The organism is Vitreoscilla filiformis (genome assembly GCF_002222655.1).
Lineage (GTDB): Bacteria > Pseudomonadota > Gammaproteobacteria > Burkholderiales > Burkholderiaceae_C > Ideonella > Ideonella filiformis.
Genome location: NZ_CP022423.1, coordinates 2110155 through 2127240 on the forward strand (window position 1 = coordinate 2110155; position 17086 = coordinate 2127240).

The window sequence follows — 17086 nt, forward strand, 5'->3', positions numbered from 1 at the left end:
CGATGCACACGCTTTCTCTGCTGGCGCTGTTGAGCGCTGCCACGCTGGCCGGTTGCAGCCCGCCCGCAGGTGCGGATTTGTTCCCGCTCGGTCAGGGCCGAAGCTGGACGTATGACGTGAAAACCGAGTGGGAAAACAACACCGTCGATCATGAAACCTACGTCTTCACCGGCCACGGCAGCGAAGCGCTGGGCGATGGCCGAGCATTTCGGCGCCGCAGCGACACGGGGGTGGATTACTGGCTGCGCGTGGACGCCAGCGGCGTCTACCGAGTCGCCAGCAAAACCGACCTCGACGCCGAACCGCAACCCGACCCCGCGCCGCGCTACGTCCTCAAATTTCCGTTGCAGGTGGGCACGGCTTGGCAGGCCAGCACCACGGCCTACTTGCTCAAGCGCAACCAAGAATTTCCGCCTGAAATCAGACACAGCCACCGCAACATCCCCATGAACTACGTCATTGAGGCCCTCGGGGACAAAGTGGCCACCCGCGCCGGCACCTTCGAGGGCTGCGTGCGCGTCAAGGGCACGGCCAGTGTCAAGCTGTTTGCCGACCCGGTGGTCGGCTGGAAAGACATGCCCCTCAGCACGCTGGAGTGGTACTGCCCCGGCGTGGGCCTGGTGAAGCTGGAGCGGCGCGAGCCGGCGAACTCGACCTTCTTGGCCGGGGGCACTTTGACCATGGAATTGACCGAATGGAACTGAACCGCATGTCGCGCCGGCAGGCGCTGGGGCATTTGTCGCATTTGTCGGCGTGGGGCATTGCGGCGCTGGCGGGGCCGGTGGGCGCACAACCCAGCGCCAGCGCGTTTCCCCACAAACCCATCACCCTGTGGGTGCCGTGGCCAGCGGGCGGCGCCACCGACGTGTGCATGCGCGTGTTGGCCGATGTCGCGGGCCGCCACCTGGGCCAACGGGTGTTGATCGAAAACCGTGCTGGTGCCGGGGGCACGCTGTGCATGCCGATCCTGCAACAAGCCGCGCCGGACGGGTACACCGTGGCCCAATTGCCGTATCCCGCGCTGCGTGTGCCGTGGATGCAAAAAGTGCTGTGGGATCCGATCCGCGACACCACCCCACTGCTGCAACTCAGCGGTGTGACGTTTGGCATCCTCGTGCCAGCCAACAGCCCGTGGCACAGCGTGGACGAGTTGTTCGCCTGGGCCAAAGCCCATCCCGGGGAGTTGACCGTCTCGACCAACGGTGTGGCCACCACCCCGCACACGGTGATGGAGGCGCTGTCGGCGCGCAAGGGCTTCAGTTATGTGCATGTGCCTTACAAAGGCACGTCCGAGCAGATGCTGGCGCTGGCTTCCGGGCAAACGATGGTGGGCATGAACTCGAACGGTTTCGCGCCGTTTGTGGACAGCGGCAAGTTGCGCCTGTTGGCCACCACCGGCGAACAACGCGCCCGGCGCTGGCCCACGGCGCCGACGCTCAAAGAGTTAGGCGTGGGCATCGTCGCCAACTCGCCTTATGGCTTGGTGGGGCCACGCGGCCTGCCGGCGGGTGTGGTGCAGGTGCTGCACCAAGCGTTCAGAGCGGCGCTGCTCGATCCGGCCCACGTCGCTGAGTTGGCGAAGTACGACCAAGAACCGGCCCACCTCAACCCCGAGGACTACGGTCACGCCTTGCGTGACGCCTACGCGGCTGAGAAACGCCACGTTGAGCGTTTGGGTTTGCTGCGGGCAGCGGGCTGAAGCTTCAGCCGTCCAGGCCGTGCCACTGGGCATAACGCAGCAATTCCACCGCGTTGCTCACCCCCAGTTTTTGGCGAATGAGCGATTGCTGATTCGCCACCGTCTTGGGGGACAGGCACAGCCGCTGCGCGATCTCCTCCAAACTCAGGCCGGCAAGGAGGTGGCGCAACACGTCGAACTCGCGGGCCGATAACTGCTCATGCGGCGCCGGCGCAGTGGGGGCCTCGGCGGGGATCGCGTGCGCGGCCACATCCTGCGACACCACCCGTTCGCCCTGGCGCACCGCCCGCACCGCAGCCACCAGTTCTTCCGGCGGGCTGCTTTTGGTGACAAACCCAGCGGCACCCGCTCGCAGGCTTTGATTCACCACGGCGGGGCTGTCGTGCATGCTGAAAATCAGCACGCGCAGGCTTGGCCAGCGCAGCCGCACCCGGCGCAGCAAGTCCAACCCGCTGCGACCAGGCATGGACAAATCCAGCACCATCACCTCGGCCAAAGCCCCAGCCGACACCGGCTGGCGTTGCAACAAGGCATAGGCCGCATCGGCATCGGCACATTCCCCGACGACGAGCATGTCGGGCTCCAACTCCAGCAAGCGGCGGTAGCCAGCGCGCACCACGGCGTGGTCGTCCACCAACAGAACGCGGGTCGGGGCGGTCATGCCAGCGTCTCCGCAGACCACGTGAAATCAGCCGCCAGGCGCAACCCGGGGCGCTCGGCTCCAGGGCTCAGGGGCTGGCAGCACAGTTCGACCCCTTGGGCCCAAACCCGCTCTTTCAAACCGGCCAGGCCGTTGCCGCGCCGCAAGGCTTCCCCGAGCGCCGGCAAGCCCACACCGTCATCTTCCACCGCCCAATGCAGGTGACCGTCGGCAGAGAGGTGGACGCGCAAACAGGCCGTGCGGGCGTGGGCATGGCGGGCGACGTTGGTCAGCGCTTCTTGGCTGATGCGGTACACATCGGCGGCCAACCCATCGGGCCAGGGCCAAGCATCGGACGCGGGCGGGCAACGAAGGTCGAGTTGGAACGTGGTGCCCACGCCGGGCGCACGCTGCCAACTGGCCACCAGCGCGGTCAAGGCTTCGACCCACGCGGCCCCGCCGTCGCCCTCGGTGCCCGCTGGCCATGGACGCAAGCGGGCCAAGGTGGCGCGAATGTCGTGCTGAAGCTGGCCGATTTGTTCGGCCATGCCGGCCAGCACTGGGGCGGCGGGGTCGGTGCTGGGCCGCTGCCGCGTCAGCCACGCGACATCGACGCGCAACGCCGTCAAACGCTGCCCAAATTCATCGTGCAGTTCACGCGCCAAGCGGCGGCGCTCGTCGTCTTGCACCGTCAGCACTTGGCGGGTGAGGCGGCGCTGTTCGGCCTCGGCTTGGGCCAAAGCGTCCGCCAGGGCGCGCAGGGCGCCGGCCACCGCTTCCAGCTCGGCCACGGGCATGGGGGGCAGGTGGCGCAGGGCGTCGCGCTGGCCTTGTTGCAGCGCCCCGATGGCCGACACCATCGTCCCCAGCGGGGCCAGGGCGCGTCGGGTGTTCCAGCCCATCACCAGCAAGATGCCGACCACCACCCCGGCCAGCACGCCCAGCCCTTCGAGCAAAAACGTCAGCGCTTCGGAGCGTTCGCTGTCCGGGCGGGCGCTCAGGGCGATGAACCACGCGCCGCCTTGCGGTCGGGCGACTTGCCATGCCACGGTGAAAGACTCCGGCGCGCGCCAGCGATCCAGCCAAGCCGCCACCGTGGGCGGCAGTTGGGGCGGCTCGTCGGCGGTGGACAGCAGGGGGTGGCCATGGGCATCGCGCACCGTCAGTTGCAGGTGACGCAACTCGCCTTCGCTTTGCCAGAGGCGCAGGGTGCGCAGCGCTTGCTCGTCGCTTTGCTGCGGCAGCAGGGCCAGATGCTGGCTGAGTTGGGCCAAGGTGCGGGCAGCGAGCAATTCTTCGTCCACATCGCTGTGCAAGCGCAGCAGCCCCAGCACCAAACCCAACACCAAGCCCAAACCCGCCACCGCCACGGCGCGCCACATGATGAGACGCGGCAGAGCCAACGGCACCCGAGGGGAGCGCGCTCCCCACAACCCAGACAAAACAGACCGAACAGACATGTCGCCAGTCTGCCAGCCCGCAGGTCGGGAAAACTTCCCGATCGAATGGGAACGGGGTTTGCAGGCGCAGCGGTCTCAAATCAGCACAACGGAGACACCATGCCCCCTCGTTTCGTTTGCCCTGTGGTTCGGCCCATGGCCTGGGCAGTTCAAGCCTGTTTGATGACCCTGAGCGGGCATGTCTGGGCGGAAGAAGCCGTGCCCTCGGTCGACATCATCGGCACTGCCCCTTTGCCCGGGCAAGGGGTGGATCGTGCCGCGCTGCCCTACACCACCCACGTTTTACGCCGGGCCGATCTGGACGCCGCTCAAGCCCTCAACCTGAGTGAGCTGCTGGCCCAACAGGTGCCGGGGGTGCAGATCAACGACATCCAGGGCAGCCCCTTTCAGGGTGACGTGAGTTACCACGGCCACCGGGCTTCGGGTTTGTTGGGCGCGGCGCAAGGGCTGTCGGTGTACCTCGATGGCGTGCGCATCAACGAACCCTTCGGTGATGTGGTGAATTGGGACATGGTGCCGGAGTTCGCCCTGCAATCGGTCAGCTTGGTGCCCGGGGCCAACCCGGCATTTGGTTTGAACACCCTGGGGGGCGCACTGGCGCTGCGCACCGCCAGCGGTGTGACCGCCCCGGGGACGCGGGTCGAAGCTTCGGCGGGCCGTTTTGGCCGGCGCCAACTGTCGCTGTCCCACGGCGGCAGCAACGAGGACGGATGGCACCACTACGTCGCCCTTTCGGGCTTTCAGGAGGACGGGTGGCGGGATCATTCCGCCGGTCACTTGGGCACCGTGTTCGCCAAACTCGGGCGGGCCTTCGCGCATGACGAGTTCACCCTGAGCCTGTTGGCCGGGCGCAGCCGCTTGGTGGGCAACGGGTTGATTCCGCTGGATACCTTCGATGAAGATGGCCAGCGTCAGCCCGATGTGGGAGCGAACCAACGCAGCGCCGTTTACACCCACCCCGACGAAACCCGCAACCGCATGTTGCAACTCAGCGCCGAGTGGCGCCACGACATGGACGCCCGCACGCGCTTGGAGGCCCTGGCTTGGTATCGCCACAGTGACCGCCACACCGTCAACGGAGATTTGGCCGATGACGAGGAAGAAGAAGGTGGCGGCACTGAGGCCGACGAACCCGCTGCTCGCGCCAGCCTGAACCGCACCGCCACACGCCAGCATGCGGTGGGGGTGAGTGTGGGCGTGTCCGGACGGCAAGCGGCCCATCAGTGGCAAGTGGGCTTCACCTGGGATCAATCGCGCACCCACTACGACCAAACCGAACAAGCCGGCGAGCTGGACGCGACGCGTGGGGTGGTCGCGCTGAACGAACCGGTTGAACCCAGCGCCCGCGTCGCCGGACGGCAGCAGAACGTGGGGTTCTATGCCGGTGACACTTGGGCGCTGACCCCACGCACCCACCTGACAGGTGGGCTGCGCTGGCAACACGCCAGCGTGAGCAACCAGCTTTCGACAGCCGATGAGGACAGCGGCCAGTTGGCAGCGCAGCCGCGTGAACGGTTTGATTACCGCAGCGTCAATCCGGCGCTCGGGCTGTCCCATCGGTTTGAAGCGGGTTGGACGTTGTTCGGCCAATGGGCTCGCAACACCCGTGTGCCCACGGTGATTGAGCTGGGCTGCGCCGATCCGGCACAACCGTGCCGCCTGCCTGCCGGGCTGCAATCCGACCCCTACCTGCGTCCTGTGCGTGCCACCACCACCGAGGTGGGGATGCGGTTCGGGCCGCTGTCCGCGTCGGCGCAGGGGTGGCGCGGGGCCGTGTCCGTGTTTCGCAACGACAACCGGGACGACATTTTGTTCCGCAGCGTCAGCGTCAATGGCCAGTTGGGGTACTTCCAAAACTTTGCCCTCACACGCTACCAAGGCTGGGATTGGAGCCTGGGTCATCGCGCTGCGCAGTGGGACGCCCGCCTGGCCTACAGCCAATTGCACGCCAGTTACCAAGCCCATGGCGTGCTGCGCATGGGGGATCGCAACGTGACGATCCGCCCAGGCACCGAAATGGCGGGGGTTCCGCGCCACACCCTCAAAGCGTCGGTGGATTGGCTGGGGTGGGCTTCGTGGCGTTTGGGGTTGGATGTGCAGGCGTTTTCGCGTCGGGGCGTCAATGGCAACGAGGACGGGCGTTTGAGTGACGATGCCACCGCGTCGCAGCGGCTGTCCTTGCCGGGTTACGCGCTGCTGCACGCTCGGGCCAGTTGGCACCCCGCGCCAACGGTCGAGGTGTTCGGCAGTGTGCGCAACCTCCTGAATCGGACGTACGCCAGTTTCGGCACCTTGGCAGCCACCCACTTTGATGCCCAAGGCCAATGGAGCGACGAAGAACGCGACGCGCTGTTCGTGGCCCCCGGTGCGCCGCGCTCCGTGACGTTAGGCGTGCGATGGCAGTTCTGAGCGCGATTCCCAGAACGTGACCGCATAGTGGCCCGAACGGGTCCAACGGTTGTACGCGGGGGGCCAGGCTTCCACTTGGTGCAGGTAACGCGACTGGCGCAGGCAGTCGTTATGTACCGGGTTCATGTACGCCACCCGCACACGGCGCGGGCGGTGATCCAGCGAGTCGTCCAACCGGGCCAGCACATCGGACAGGGTGCCGGGGCCAAACGGGTGGAACATGAACAACACCGTGGTGTGGACATGCGGGTAGTGTTGGGCCGGCGATTCGATGAACTCAATGGCCGGGGTGGTGACACGCTGGCGACACTGCTGCACCAACGCTCCGTTGATGTCCACGCCAATGGCACGGCCCGCGCCCAAGCGGTGCGCCGCAAAAACGGTGCGCCCTAAACCACTGCCCAAATCGACGTACACGTCTTCCGGCTGCAAGCGCAGGTGGCGAAGAATGCGCCACACATCCCCGTAAGGGGTGGGTTGGTAATGCACTTGGACGTAGGGGTCGTGGTCGGCCCCAACCTTGGGCACATAACCGAAGGTTTCGATGCCCAAGCGCCGATCCCAGAACTCATCGTAAGGGTTGGTCAGCCGTGCTTTCAGGTGTTTGCCGCGCAAGGCGTTCAGCAGCGATGGCATGGAGGCTCCAGTCGGTGTCGTCATTCAATGTCAATCGTGTGGACACCGAACTGGCCCGTGTGACGATCCGCAAAATAACGCCGCAGTGTGTGTTGAACGGTGCGAAACGCCAGTTCATCCCAAGGAATTTCATCCTCGCGGAACAAGCGTGCTTCTTGCGTTTCCGGCCCTGGGTTGAGTTGTGGCGACTGCATCTGGCCCCGGTAGAACAAATGCACCTGGCCCACCTGGGCCAGATTGAGCACGGCAAACAAGCCGTCCAGCGTCACGAGGGCGCCGGCCTCTTCTTCTGTTTCGCGCAGAGCCCCTTGGGCCGTCGTTTCACCCAGCTCCATGAAGCCCGCTGGCAGCGTCCACAGGCCGCGCCGGGGCTCGATGTTGCGGCGACACAGCAGCACCCGATCCTCCCAGGTGCAGACGGTACCGACGACGTTGAGCGGGTTCTCGTAATGAACCGTCGCGCAGACGGTGCAGGTGGCACGTGGCCGGTTGTCGTCCTCAGGAACGACGTAGTGGACGGCCGCGCCACAGGCCCGGCAATATCGGATGGTGCGCTCGTTCAGCATGGTGGCGCAGTGTACCGGTGGGCGTGGCATGATGGGCCATCGCCGTGTTGGCTTCGTGTGACTGTGACCATGGGTGAAATCGCCAGCGTTTTCCCACCACCCGCACCCACCTGGGTGCCTACCACGGATGGGCGGCAATGCCCGGTGCATCGCGTGTACTGCGTCGGGCGCAACTATGCCGAACACGCCATCGAAATGGGGGCCACGGGGCGTGAGCCGCCGTTCTTCTTCCTGAAACCCGCCGATGCCGTGGTTGTGGTGCCCGCTGGCACCCTCGGCCACATCGACTATCCCAGCCTGACGGTCAACCTGCACCACGAAGTCGAGCTGGTGGTGATGATCGGGCGGGGCGGGCGGGACATTCCCGTCGAACAAGCGGCCCAGCACATCTGGGGCTACGCCATCGGCCTGGACATGACGCGCCGCGACCTGCAAAACGACATGAAAAAACAAGGCCGCCCGTGGGACATCGGCAAAGCCTACGAGCAATCCGCCCCCATTGGCCCGGTGCATCCCGTGGCGCAGACCGGAGAGTTGCGGCGCGGGGCCATCACCCTGTCGGTGAACGATGAACCGCGCCAGCGGGGCGATGTGGCCGATTTGATTTGGAACGTCAACGAAACCATCGCCGCACTCAGCCGCGCTTGGACGTTGCAGCCCGGCGATCTGATTTACACCGGCACCCCCGCCGGTGTGGGGGCCGTCGCGCCAGGGGATGTGATGACGGCCCGCATTGCGGGCCTGGGTGAACTGCGCGTGGCCGTGGCCCCACGCGCACTGTGATTTGGGATGGCACACGCTCATGGAACTCTTTAATTACTTTCGATCTTCCGCTTCGTACCGGGTGCGCATCGCGCTGGCGCTCAAAGGGCTGCCGTTTCACTACATGCCGGTTCATCTGGCGCGCAACGAGCATTTGACCGAGTCGTTCGGCAACGTGTCGGCCTCGCGCTTGGTGCCCTTGCTCAAGGACGGGGATGCGTTGGTTCACCAATCGCTGGCGATCCTCGAATACTTGGAGGAAACCCATCCCACACCGCCCCTGCTGCCTGCCGATGCTGTGGGCCGGGCGCGGGTGCGGGCGCTGGCGCTGGACATCGCGTGTGAAATCCACCCACTCAACAACCTGCGGGTGTTGCGTTACCTCACCGGCCCCATGGGTTTGAGCGAGGACGCAAAAAATCGCTGGTACCGCCATTGGGTCGAAACCGGGCTGGAGACGGTGGAGCGCCAGCTCGTGGCCCAGCCCGCCCGTTTCTGCCACGGCGACACGCCGACGCTGGCGGACTGCTTGTTGATCCCGCAAATCTTCAACGCCCAGCGTTTCGAGTGCCGTCTCGACCACGTGCCCCAGGTGATGAAGGTGTTTGAGGCGTGCATGGCGCTGGAGGCTTTCGAAGCCACCCGCCCGGAGAAGTGCCCCGATGCCAACGCCTGATCCTGATTGGCTGCACCCCGGCCCCGGCTGGCCCGCCAACGTCGGTGCTGTGATGAGCACACGGGCCGGGGGCGTGAGCCAAGGGGCTTTCGCGGGCCTGAACCTGCGCCCCCCCGAACTGCCCGGCAGTGATGTGGACGCGCTGGAAGCCGTCCACACCAACCGCCAACGTTTTGCCGCCGCGCTGGAAGGGGCGCAGCCGGTGTACCTCTCCCAGGTGCATGGTGCGGCGGTGGTGCGCTTGAGTCACGCCTCGCCGTTGGCACCGTTGCCGGAAGCCGATGCCAGCATCACCACCGAACCCGGGTTGGCTTGCACGGTGTTGGTGGCGGATTGTCTGCCGGTGTTGTTGGCCGTCACCGACGCCACCGGCCAAGCGCTGGGGGTGGGGGCCGCCCACGCGGGCTGGCGCGGGCTGGCTGGCGGCGTGCTCGAAACCACCCTGGCGGCGTTGTGTGAGGCTACCGGCAGCCCCCCTGCCTACGCTCACGCTTGGTTGGGGGCGTGCATCGGCCCGGAACGCTTCGAAGTCGGTGAGGATGTGCGCCAAGCGTTTGAGGCCGCCCCGGCCACGTGTTTTCGCCCTGCGGGTGCCCCCGGCAAGTGGTGGGCGGATTTACCCGCCCTGGCCCGCTGGCGCCTGCAATGTGCCGGCGTGACACACCTGCGTGGCGGCAGTTGGTGTACCGCCAGCCAACCGTCACGTTTTTTCTCGTTCCGGCGCGACCGGGTCACCGGGCGCCACGCGGCGGCCATCTGGTTGCGCTGAGGAAGCCCCTGATGGTGCGACCGCATCGGATGTGCCAGCCTCAGCAGCTTGACGCCATCGTGCCAGTTCGGCTTGCTCAGCGCGGTGCTGCGCACGCCGGCGCATGGGGGCTCCCATGATGTACAGCACGACCGTCAGCGGAATGACGCCGTACAACACCAGGGTGATCAAAGCCCCGAGCACCGTGCCCTGGGTGGAGGTGGCTTCTGCGGCGGCCATCAAGATCACGATGAAAGCCCAAGCAATGGCGACGATGTACATTTTGAATGGTGGTAAGCAATATCACGTAACGAAAATTAGAGTCATCATGCGGTAAGCTAGTCCGCCTACAAAGCGGCTCACCGGTCAATCCCTTATCCAGCGCTCTGAATTAGCCCTCGTCCGGCGCCCGAGCCTGTCACCAGGAGACGAATGTTGAACCAGCCCCTGATCCCTTCCTTCGAGTCCTTCGGATCGCAAACCCAGGCCGGCGTGACCGCCTTCGGCAACGCCTTGGGCGATTTGCTCAAAACCATGTCGGGCCTGACCCTGCCGCCCGATGCACTCACCAAGCTGCAAGCGGATTATCTGAAGCAGGCCACTGAGTTGTGGAACCAGAGCGTTCAAGGCCTTGGCAAGGACGAAGGCAAAAAGCCCCAGCGTGACCGTCGCTTCGCCAACAAGGCGTGGCAAGACAACCCGATGGCGTCCTACACCGTGCAGATGTACCTGCTCAACGCCGCCACGCTCACCCAATTGGCCGATGCGCTGGACGGCGACACCAAAACCAAAGAGCGCGTGCGCTTTGCGGTGCAGCAGTGGATTGACGCCATGAGCCCGGGCAACTTCCTGGCCCTGAACCCGGAAGCCCAACAAAAGGCCGTCGAAACCAAGGGCGAGAGTTTGGCCCAGGGCCTGAAGCTGCTGATGGCCGATCTGAAGAAGGGGCACATCTCGCTGACCGACGAGTCGGTGTTCGAGGTGGGCCGCAACGTCGCCACGACCGAAGGCGCCGTGGTGTTCGAGAACGAGCTGTTCCAGCTCATCGAATACAAACCGCTGACCGCCCAGGTGTACGAGCGCCCCATGCTGTTCGTGCCGCCTTGCATCAACAAGTACTACATCATGGACTTGCAGCCCAGCAACTCCCTGATCCGCTACACGGTTGAACAAGGGCACCGCTTGTTTGTGGTGAGCTGGCGCAACGCCGATCAAAGCCTCGCCAGCGCCACCTGGGACGACTACATCGAAAAAGGCCCCATCACCGCCATTCAGGTGGTGCAAGACATCACCCACGCCAAGACGATCAACACCCTGGGCTTCTGCGTCGGCGGCACCTTGCTGTCGACCGCGCTGGGTGTGTTGGCCGCACGGGGCCAGCAACCGGCTGCATCGGCCACCTTGCTGACCACCTTGGTCGATTTCAGCAACACCGGCGTGTTGGATGTGTTCATCGACGACACCATGGTGCAACTGCGCGAGATGACCATCGGTGAGAAGGCGCCAGGCGGCCCCGGCTTGCTCAAGGGCAAGGAATTGGCGACCACGTTCAGCTTCCTGCGTCCGAACGATCTGGTGTGGAACTACGTCATCAACAACTACCTGAAGGGCGAAGCGCCACCCGCCTTCGACCTGCTGTACTGGAACGGCGATGCGACCAACCTGCCGGGCCCGATGTACTGCTACTACCTGCGCCACACCTACCTGCAAAACGAGCTGAAGGTGCCCGGAGCCCTGACGGTGTGCGGCGAGAAGCTCGACCTGTCCAAGATCGAAGCGCCGTTCTACCTCTACGCCTCGCGTGAAGACCACATCGTGCCGTGGCAAGGCGCCTATGCCTCGACCCGCGTGTTCAGCGGCCCCAAGCGTTTCGTGCTGGGTGCTTCGGGCCACATCGCTGGGGTGATCAACCCGCCCAAGGCCGGCAAGCGCTGCCACTGGGTGAATGACGATGTGAGCGTCGAGGACGAAGCTTGGCTGGCCGGTGCCACCGAAGTCAAGGGCAGTTGGTGGACGGATTGGACGAACTGGCTGGCCACGCACAGTGGCAAACAAGTGGCCGCCCCCAAGACCCTCGGTGGCCGCAAGCACAAAGCCATCGAACCGGCTCCAGGCCGCTACGTTCAGGCCAAGGCTTGAGCTTCGCGGGCTGAGTTTTTGCTCTTTTGATCCTTGCTTTATTTCATTGGAGACTCTGACATGACCGATATCGTCATCGTGGCCGCCGCGCGGACCGCCGTGGGCAAGTTTGGCGGCACGCTGGCCAAAACCCCGGCTGCGGAGCTGGGCGCGACCGTCATCAAGTCGCTGCTGCAACGCACCGGCGTGGCAGGCGAGCAAATCGGCGAAGTGATCCTGGGCCAAGTGCTGACCGCTGGCGTGGGCCAGAACCCGGCCCGTCAAGCCGTGATCCGCTCGGGCCTGCCGCAAGGCGTGCCGGCCATGACCATCAACAAGGTTTGCGGTTCGGGCCTGAAGGCTGTGATGCTGGGCGCCCAAGCCATCCGTGACGGCGACTCCGACATCATCATCGCGGGCGGCCAAGAAAACATGAGTCTGAGCCCGCACGTCGTGCCCGGCTCGCGTGATGGTCAGCGCATGGGCGACTGGAAAATGGTCGACACCATGATCAACGATGGCCTGTGGGATGCCTACAACCATTACCACATGGGCATCACCGCCGAGAACGTCGCCAAGCAGTACGGCATCACCCGTGACATGCAAGACGAGCTGGCGCTGGCCTCGCAGCAAAAAGCCGCTGCCGCTCAAGACGCCGGCAAGTTCAAGGACGAAATCGCCGATGTGGTGATCCCGCAGAAAAAGGGCGATCCGCTGGTGTTCAACACCGACGAGTTCCTGAACCGCAAGACCAACGCCGCCGCCCTGGCTGGCCTGCGCCCGGCCTTTGACAAGGCGGGCAGCGTCACCGCTGGCAACGCCTCGGGCATCAACGACGGCGCCGCTGCCGTGATGCTGATGAGCGCCGCCAAGGCCGCTGCACTGGGCCTGCCGGTGCTGGGCCGCATCGCCAGCTACGCCAGCGCTGGTCTGGATCCGGCCATCATGGGCATGGGCCCGGTGCCGGCGGCTCGCAAGGCCCTGGCCCGCGCTGGCTGGAGCCCGGCCGATCTGGACTTGCTGGAAATCAACGAAGCCTTTGCCGCTCAGGCCTGCGCCGTTCACAAAGAAATGGGCTGGGATCTGAGCAAGGTGAACGTCAACGGTGGTGCCATCGCCATCGGTCACCCGATTGGTGCGTCGGGCTGCCGCATCCTGGTGACGCTGCTGCACGAAATGCAGCGCCGTGACGCCAAGAAGGGCATTGCCTCGCTGTGCATTGGCGGTGGCATGGGCGTTGCATTGACGATCGAACGCTGATTTTTCAGCCGACGCAGTGTTGCGTGCAGGCAACATAACGGGGAAAGCCCCGGGCGTTGCCTGCGGTGCCGGGGCCGATCATGGCTCCGCCCAATTTTTCATCAGTGGAAGTTAGAGGAGCAATTTCATGACACAAAAAGTGGCGTATGTGACCGGCGGTATGGGTGGCATCGGTACCGCGATCTGCCGCCGTCTGCACAAAGAAGGGTTCAAAGTCATCGCCGGCTGCGGCCCGACCCGTGACTTCCAAAAGTGGCTGGACGAACAAGCCGCTGAGGGCTACACCTTCCACGCCTCGGTCGGCAACGTGGCTGATTGGGACTCGACCGTTGAAGCCTTCAACAAGGCCATCGCCGAGCATGGCAGCATCGACGTGCTGGTGAACAACGCGGGCATCACCAAGGATCGCATGTTCCTGAAGATGACCAAGGAAGATTGGGATGCGGTGATCTCCACCAACCTGACCTCCATGTTCAACGTCACCAAGCAAGTGGTGCCGGGCATGGTGGAAAAGGGCTTTGGCCGCATCATCCAAATCTCGTCGGTCAACGGTGAGAAGGGCCAAGCGGGCCAAACCAACTATTCGGCTGCCAAGGCGGGCATGCACGGTTTCACCATGGCCCTGGCCCAAGAAATGGCCAACAAGGGCGTGACGGTCAACACCGTGAGCCCGGGCTACATCGGCACGGATATGGTGCGTGCCATCAAGCCGGAAGTGCTGGAAAAGATCGTTGCCACCATCCCGGTGAAGCGTCTGGGCACCCCGGAAGAAATTGGCTCCATCGTCGCTTGGCTGGCTGGCCCGGACTCGGGCTTCACCACCGGCGCTGATTTCAGCTGCAACGGCGGCCTGCACATGGGCTGATCGGATGGGGCTGCGTGCCCCATCATGCTGCGATGATTGAAACGGGCACCCCAGTTGGGGTGCCCGTTTTTCGTGGAGGCTACCGTAAAAATAACCGGCGGCTTTTGGGGACGTCGGGTTGATTGCCCTGTGTGCGCCCAGCATGGGCGTGAGCTTATAGGGTGGAAGTCCCCTGTGGGAGTACCGGCCTGGGCGCGAAGAGCGAGCAGGACAACCCCTCTTTAGCCCCTGTGGTAGTGCGAACCGTCCACTGCGGACCCGCACGGTGGGTGGTGTGGGAGCTGGGAGCTAAAGACCCCCGGCTACCCGATTAGGCCTCATTCGGCTTGGTGCCGCGCATGATTTCGTGCATTTTGGAGGCCTCGTAATGCCGCGTGATCATGTTAACTAGCGCGCTCTTGCTCTGACGCTTCGAGTAAGTCAATCTAAGTCGATCGGCTAGTTCAGACAAATTGGCAACAGTAAAGGCTTCTTCGTCAGATAGCAGAAACGTTTCGATTTCTGCAGGTGACATGGAAGAGAGGCGCGACTCAACGTCCGTCGGGAGTTCGCGCCGTGTCCGAGGTGACTGATCTTTCCCCTCGTCGAGTCCTGGAATGAGTCCCCGCAGCTGTGATCGAGTTGAGTCAAGTTCGGTGTTCGGTAGTTGTCGTAGCAACTTGGCCAAGAGTTCTAGGTGCCGAGCAAATTCATGAGTCTTCATTTTGTGACCTAGACGATCCGCGTGAAGAATTCATCAGCCACTTTTCCCATGTATGTCGCCTGCTTCTCAGCATTGCCTTGCGCTCTGGGCAAATCGCTGAACGCAAATACTGGGAGGTTGACTTGCGCTGCGGCTGACATTCCGTCGCCATCAGTGATGTAGTTTTGGAAGAGTGCGGTCGCGCCAAGTTGGCCAGCGGTTGACGTCATGATTTGTTTATGACCGTCCTTGGGACCCCCGCCATACTCATCAACCATGTTGAAAATGATTCCGCCAAACTTTGTATCTGTGTACACGCCGGGCAACCCCGCGTAAGCCCACATGGAACGGTAATCATTGTTAAACTGATTCATGTACTTGGTAATCTGAGAGATACCAACTGTGGACAAGAAGTCTGGGATGGCTGGCACGACATAGTAATCGCTTGCGAAGAATGCGTTCTGAGTCACTAGATTCACATTCGGTGGACAGTCAAGTAGCACGTAGTCGTAGTCGTCGGCGACTGCATCAATGATATTCCTGATCACAGAGAGTTTTTCGATCTCGAACCGAGTCTCTTCGCGGTGGTCCTTTCCTGACCGCTTCTCTCGCGCGAGCTTCATGTCAAGGAGAGTGAGTTCTTGGTGCGAAAGAACGATGCCAACCTGCGTGAATTTCTTTCCAGCTCGGGCCCGAACCTGCTTCTCTAGGATTACGTCTTTTGCGTTGATGTGCGCGCGATCAAAGTAGGCGTCGAACACGGTCTTGAGCGTAGCGCCTGAATTCTTGTATGTGTGATCTACGTAAGCGGACAGACCTACTGCAAGGAAAGACAGATTGCATTGAGCATCAAGATCGATGAGCAAGACTCGTTTTGAATGCCTCGACGTTAGCCCAGCTGCGAGGTGAAGCGTCAGGGAAGTCTTTCCGACGCCACCCTTCCAATTGATCATGCTGACTACGATGGGCATTGCCTCTCCTTGATTTGGAGTTTAGACCTTAGACGGACGGATTATGGCGGAATATGTGGCCTAACGTAAAGTTTACTTGCGGCGCCAAAAGTGCGCGCCGGAGGCGCGAACTTTGGGTGACATCAGGTGCAACGGCCCGTGTGCGCCCAGCATGGGCGTGAGCTTATGGGGTGGAAGTCCCCTGTGGGAGTACCGGCCTGGGCGCGAAGAGCGAGCAGGACAACCACGAGTCGAGGGCAAGGGCGTCGCTGCGAGGCGACGAACAGAAACCACATAGAGGAGGCCTAGGACGCCAGACGAGCCGGCACTGGATGGCGAAGTCTGATGGTACAGCGTCTAGGGTAGATGTGGCGTTTGTGCACCGACAGTTCACGTTCTCACCTGGGGAGATCTGCACCACGGGCGGTGGGCAAGGAGTGAGCAAATTCCCGGATGGGATGACACCGGGTCACCAACGTCCAAGTGCTGCGAGGGCTGCCCCTTGCTTGTCGAAGAAAAAGGCAGCGGCTCACAACGTGCTCACAGCGTGGCGGGTGGAGACATCTGACGTGATGGTGCAGAAGTCAGCAGAGGCCATAGTAGTGAACCGTAGCCCCACAAGGGTGAAGGGCATGAAGGGCCGAACACATGAAAGGAGAGACTCGTGAAAGCTCGTTGCTTGGTGGTGATGCCCGATCGGGCGAATCAAGCGCGGCGCCACTAGGGAAATTCGATATCCAGCAGGGTGATCCCTCTTTAGCTCCCAGCTCCCCGGTTATGCCATATTTTATGATGACTCATCTTTCGTGATTTTTGCAAGTGTTGCGGCTTTTTCAGTCATTCGTGTCACGGCAGATTTGTAAACGATACTATCTTCTCGTTTGTCTACCGACATTACCATGACGATCAATTTATCGTCTTCAACTGCATAAACAAGTCGAACTCCTTGTTTGTTGAGCTTTATCTTGTAGCAACCTTTCAACTCTCCGTGTAACTCGCCAACGGGAGTGTGTGGATTATCGAGCCTTTTTGCGAGTAGTTTTTTTATGTTTTCTTTAACTGAACCATCAAGCGCTTTCCACTCCGTTAGTGCTTGTGGTAAAAAGAAAAGTTTATATGTGTGCTTTTTAGAGGTCGTCAAGATTAACCTCTATAGCGCTCGATTTATCTGCAAGTCGCGCTAGTACTTTTTTATATAAATCTTGATCGGAAATTTCTTCCATGATTGCCTCGAAAAGCTCTGGTTTAATCATGTAAAAAGCAGCTTTATTGTGATTTAAAACTGCTACCGGTCGGTTATTGGCTTCTCGCAGAATTGCTGCCGGGTTCTTTTTGAACTCAGACATGCTGACCGCTACGTCTGCTAGGATTAGTTGCATCATTTAACTCCTAAATTGGTGTCAAATATAGCTCTAAATTTAGAGCTTGTCAATCCATGTTGTGTATGCAATGAATTTAAAGCACCTGAATTATTTGATAATTTCCGGTGAACGAAGAATTAAATGGCATAACGTAAAGGTAAACTGCGGCACGCAAACCCACAGCGAAGCGCCGGGTTTGCGTGACGTCAGTTTGACCGGCCCGTGTGCGCCCAGCATGGGCGTGAGCTTATGGG

The 17086-nt window shown here is 62.3% G+C and carries 17 protein-coding genes; 9 read left to right on the plus strand and 8 right to left on the minus strand.

Translation table 11 applies throughout. From position 1 onward, the window contains the following. The first annotated feature begins 2 nt into the window (after positions 1-2). A complete protein-coding gene (locus tag VITFI_RS10110; protein ID WP_089416850.1) occupies positions 3-704 on the plus strand; it encodes a hypothetical protein in 702 nt (233 codons plus the stop codon). Continuing rightward, on the plus strand, positions 695-1699 hold the full coding sequence (locus VITFI_RS10115) for a tripartite tricarboxylate transporter substrate binding protein (RefSeq protein ID WP_198301412.1): 1005 nt from the start codon (positions 695-697) through the stop codon (positions 1697-1699). The genes VITFI_RS10110 and VITFI_RS10115 overlap by 10 nt, the downstream gene beginning before the upstream one ends. Positions 1700-1703: 4 nt before the next feature. On the opposite strand, the gene VITFI_RS10120 is transcribed toward VITFI_RS10115, so the two are convergent. Both VITFI_RS10120 and VITFI_RS17915 read right to left on the minus strand, forming a co-directional pair. Continuing rightward, positions 1704-2360 carry a response regulator transcription factor gene (locus tag VITFI_RS10120; protein ID WP_089416851.1) on the minus strand — a complete coding sequence of 219 codons (657 nt, stop codon included), beginning with the start codon at positions 2358-2360 and terminating at the stop codon, positions 1704-1706. Further along, entirely contained in the window at positions 2357-3799 is a 1443-nt protein-coding gene (locus tag VITFI_RS17915) for a sensor histidine kinase (RefSeq protein ID WP_157725636.1), read from the minus strand. Before VITFI_RS17915 ends, VITFI_RS10120 begins: the two co-directional genes overlap by 4 nt. Positions 3800-3934: 135 nt before the next feature. Between VITFI_RS17915 and VITFI_RS17920 the strand changes: the two genes are divergently transcribed. Further along, positions 3935-6208 carry a TonB-dependent receptor gene (locus tag VITFI_RS17920; protein ID WP_157725637.1) on the plus strand — a complete coding sequence of 758 codons (2274 nt, stop codon included), beginning with the start codon at positions 3935-3937 and terminating at the stop codon, positions 6206-6208. Here VITFI_RS17920 and VITFI_RS10130 read toward each other — a convergent pair. Then, entirely contained in the window at positions 6185-6844 is a 660-nt protein-coding gene (locus tag VITFI_RS10130) for a class I SAM-dependent methyltransferase (protein ID WP_089416853.1), read from the minus strand. The genes VITFI_RS17920 and VITFI_RS10130 overlap by 24 nt on opposite strands. A 20-nt stretch (positions 6845-6864) precedes the next feature. Then, entirely contained in the window at positions 6865-7440 is a 576-nt protein-coding gene (locus tag VITFI_RS10135) for an NUDIX hydrolase (RefSeq protein WP_232476569.1), read from the minus strand. Between the two features lie 39 nt (positions 7441-7479). On the opposite strand from VITFI_RS10135, the gene VITFI_RS10140 reads away from it, so the two are divergent. From VITFI_RS10140 to pgeF, 3 genes are read left to right on the plus strand one after another with little or no spacing between them, the layout of a single operon-like run. Further along, positions 7480-8193 carry a fumarylacetoacetate hydrolase family protein gene (locus VITFI_RS10140; protein ID WP_089416855.1) on the plus strand — a complete coding sequence of 238 codons (714 nt, stop codon included), beginning with the start codon at positions 7480-7482 and terminating at the stop codon, positions 8191-8193. Between the two features lie 19 nt (positions 8194-8212). Beyond that, positions 8213-8848 (plus strand): maleylacetoacetate isomerase, encoded by a 636-nt coding sequence (gene maiA, locus VITFI_RS10145; RefSeq protein WP_089416856.1) that lies wholly within the window; start codon positions 8213-8215, stop codon positions 8846-8848. Continuing rightward, positions 8835-9617, plus strand: coding sequence for a peptidoglycan editing factor PgeF (pgeF, locus tag VITFI_RS10150; RefSeq protein ID WP_198301413.1), 783 nt, complete (start codon positions 8835-8837; stop codon positions 9615-9617). The genes maiA and pgeF overlap by 14 nt, the downstream gene beginning before the upstream one ends. On the opposite strand, the gene VITFI_RS10155 is transcribed toward pgeF, so the two are convergent. After that, complete coding sequence (locus tag VITFI_RS10155) at positions 9549-9878, minus strand: hypothetical protein (protein ID WP_089416857.1); 330 nt, start codon at positions 9876-9878, stop codon at positions 9549-9551. The two genes, pgeF and VITFI_RS10155, sit on opposite strands and share 69 nt — an antisense overlap. Positions 9879-10028: 150 nt before the next feature. Between VITFI_RS10155 and phaC the strand changes: the two genes are divergently transcribed. The 3 genes from phaC to phbB all read left to right on the plus strand — a co-directional run bounded on the left by phaC (position 10029) and on the right by phbB (position 13839). Beyond that, the gene (gene phaC / locus VITFI_RS10160) at positions 10029-11735 is read left to right on the plus strand and encodes a class I poly(R)-hydroxyalkanoic acid synthase (protein ID WP_089416858.1); all 1707 of its coding nucleotides are present in this window, start codon (positions 10029-10031) and stop codon (positions 11733-11735) included. Between the two features lie 60 nt (positions 11736-11795). Continuing rightward, complete coding sequence (locus VITFI_RS10165) at positions 11796-12974, plus strand: acetyl-CoA C-acetyltransferase (protein WP_089416859.1); 1179 nt, start codon at positions 11796-11798, stop codon at positions 12972-12974. Positions 12975-13101: 127 nt separating this feature from the next. Next, positions 13102-13839: an acetoacetyl-CoA reductase gene (gene phbB, locus VITFI_RS10170; RefSeq protein WP_089416860.1), complete on the plus strand. Its 738-nt coding sequence runs from the start codon at positions 13102-13104 to the stop codon at positions 13837-13839. A 711-nt stretch (positions 13840-14550) separates the two neighbouring features. Here phbB and VITFI_RS10180 read toward each other — a convergent pair. The 3 genes from VITFI_RS10180 to VITFI_RS10190 all read right to left on the minus strand — a co-directional run bounded on the left by VITFI_RS10180 (position 14551) and on the right by VITFI_RS10190 (position 16853). Next, the gene (locus VITFI_RS10180; RefSeq protein WP_089416862.1) at positions 14551-15492 is read right to left on the minus strand and encodes a ParA family protein; all 942 of its coding nucleotides are present in this window, start codon (positions 15490-15492) and stop codon (positions 14551-14553) included. Between the two features lie 766 nt (positions 15493-16258). Continuing rightward, positions 16259-16612: a type II toxin-antitoxin system RelE family toxin gene (locus VITFI_RS10185; protein ID WP_089416863.1), complete on the minus strand. Its 354-nt coding sequence runs from the start codon at positions 16610-16612 to the stop codon at positions 16259-16261. Next, positions 16599-16853, minus strand: a complete 255-nt coding sequence (locus VITFI_RS10190) for a type II toxin-antitoxin system Phd/YefM family antitoxin (protein WP_198301414.1) — start codon at positions 16851-16853, stop codon at positions 16599-16601. The genes VITFI_RS10185 and VITFI_RS10190 overlap by 14 nt, the downstream gene beginning before the upstream one ends. Positions 16854-17086: the final 233 nt, after the last annotated feature.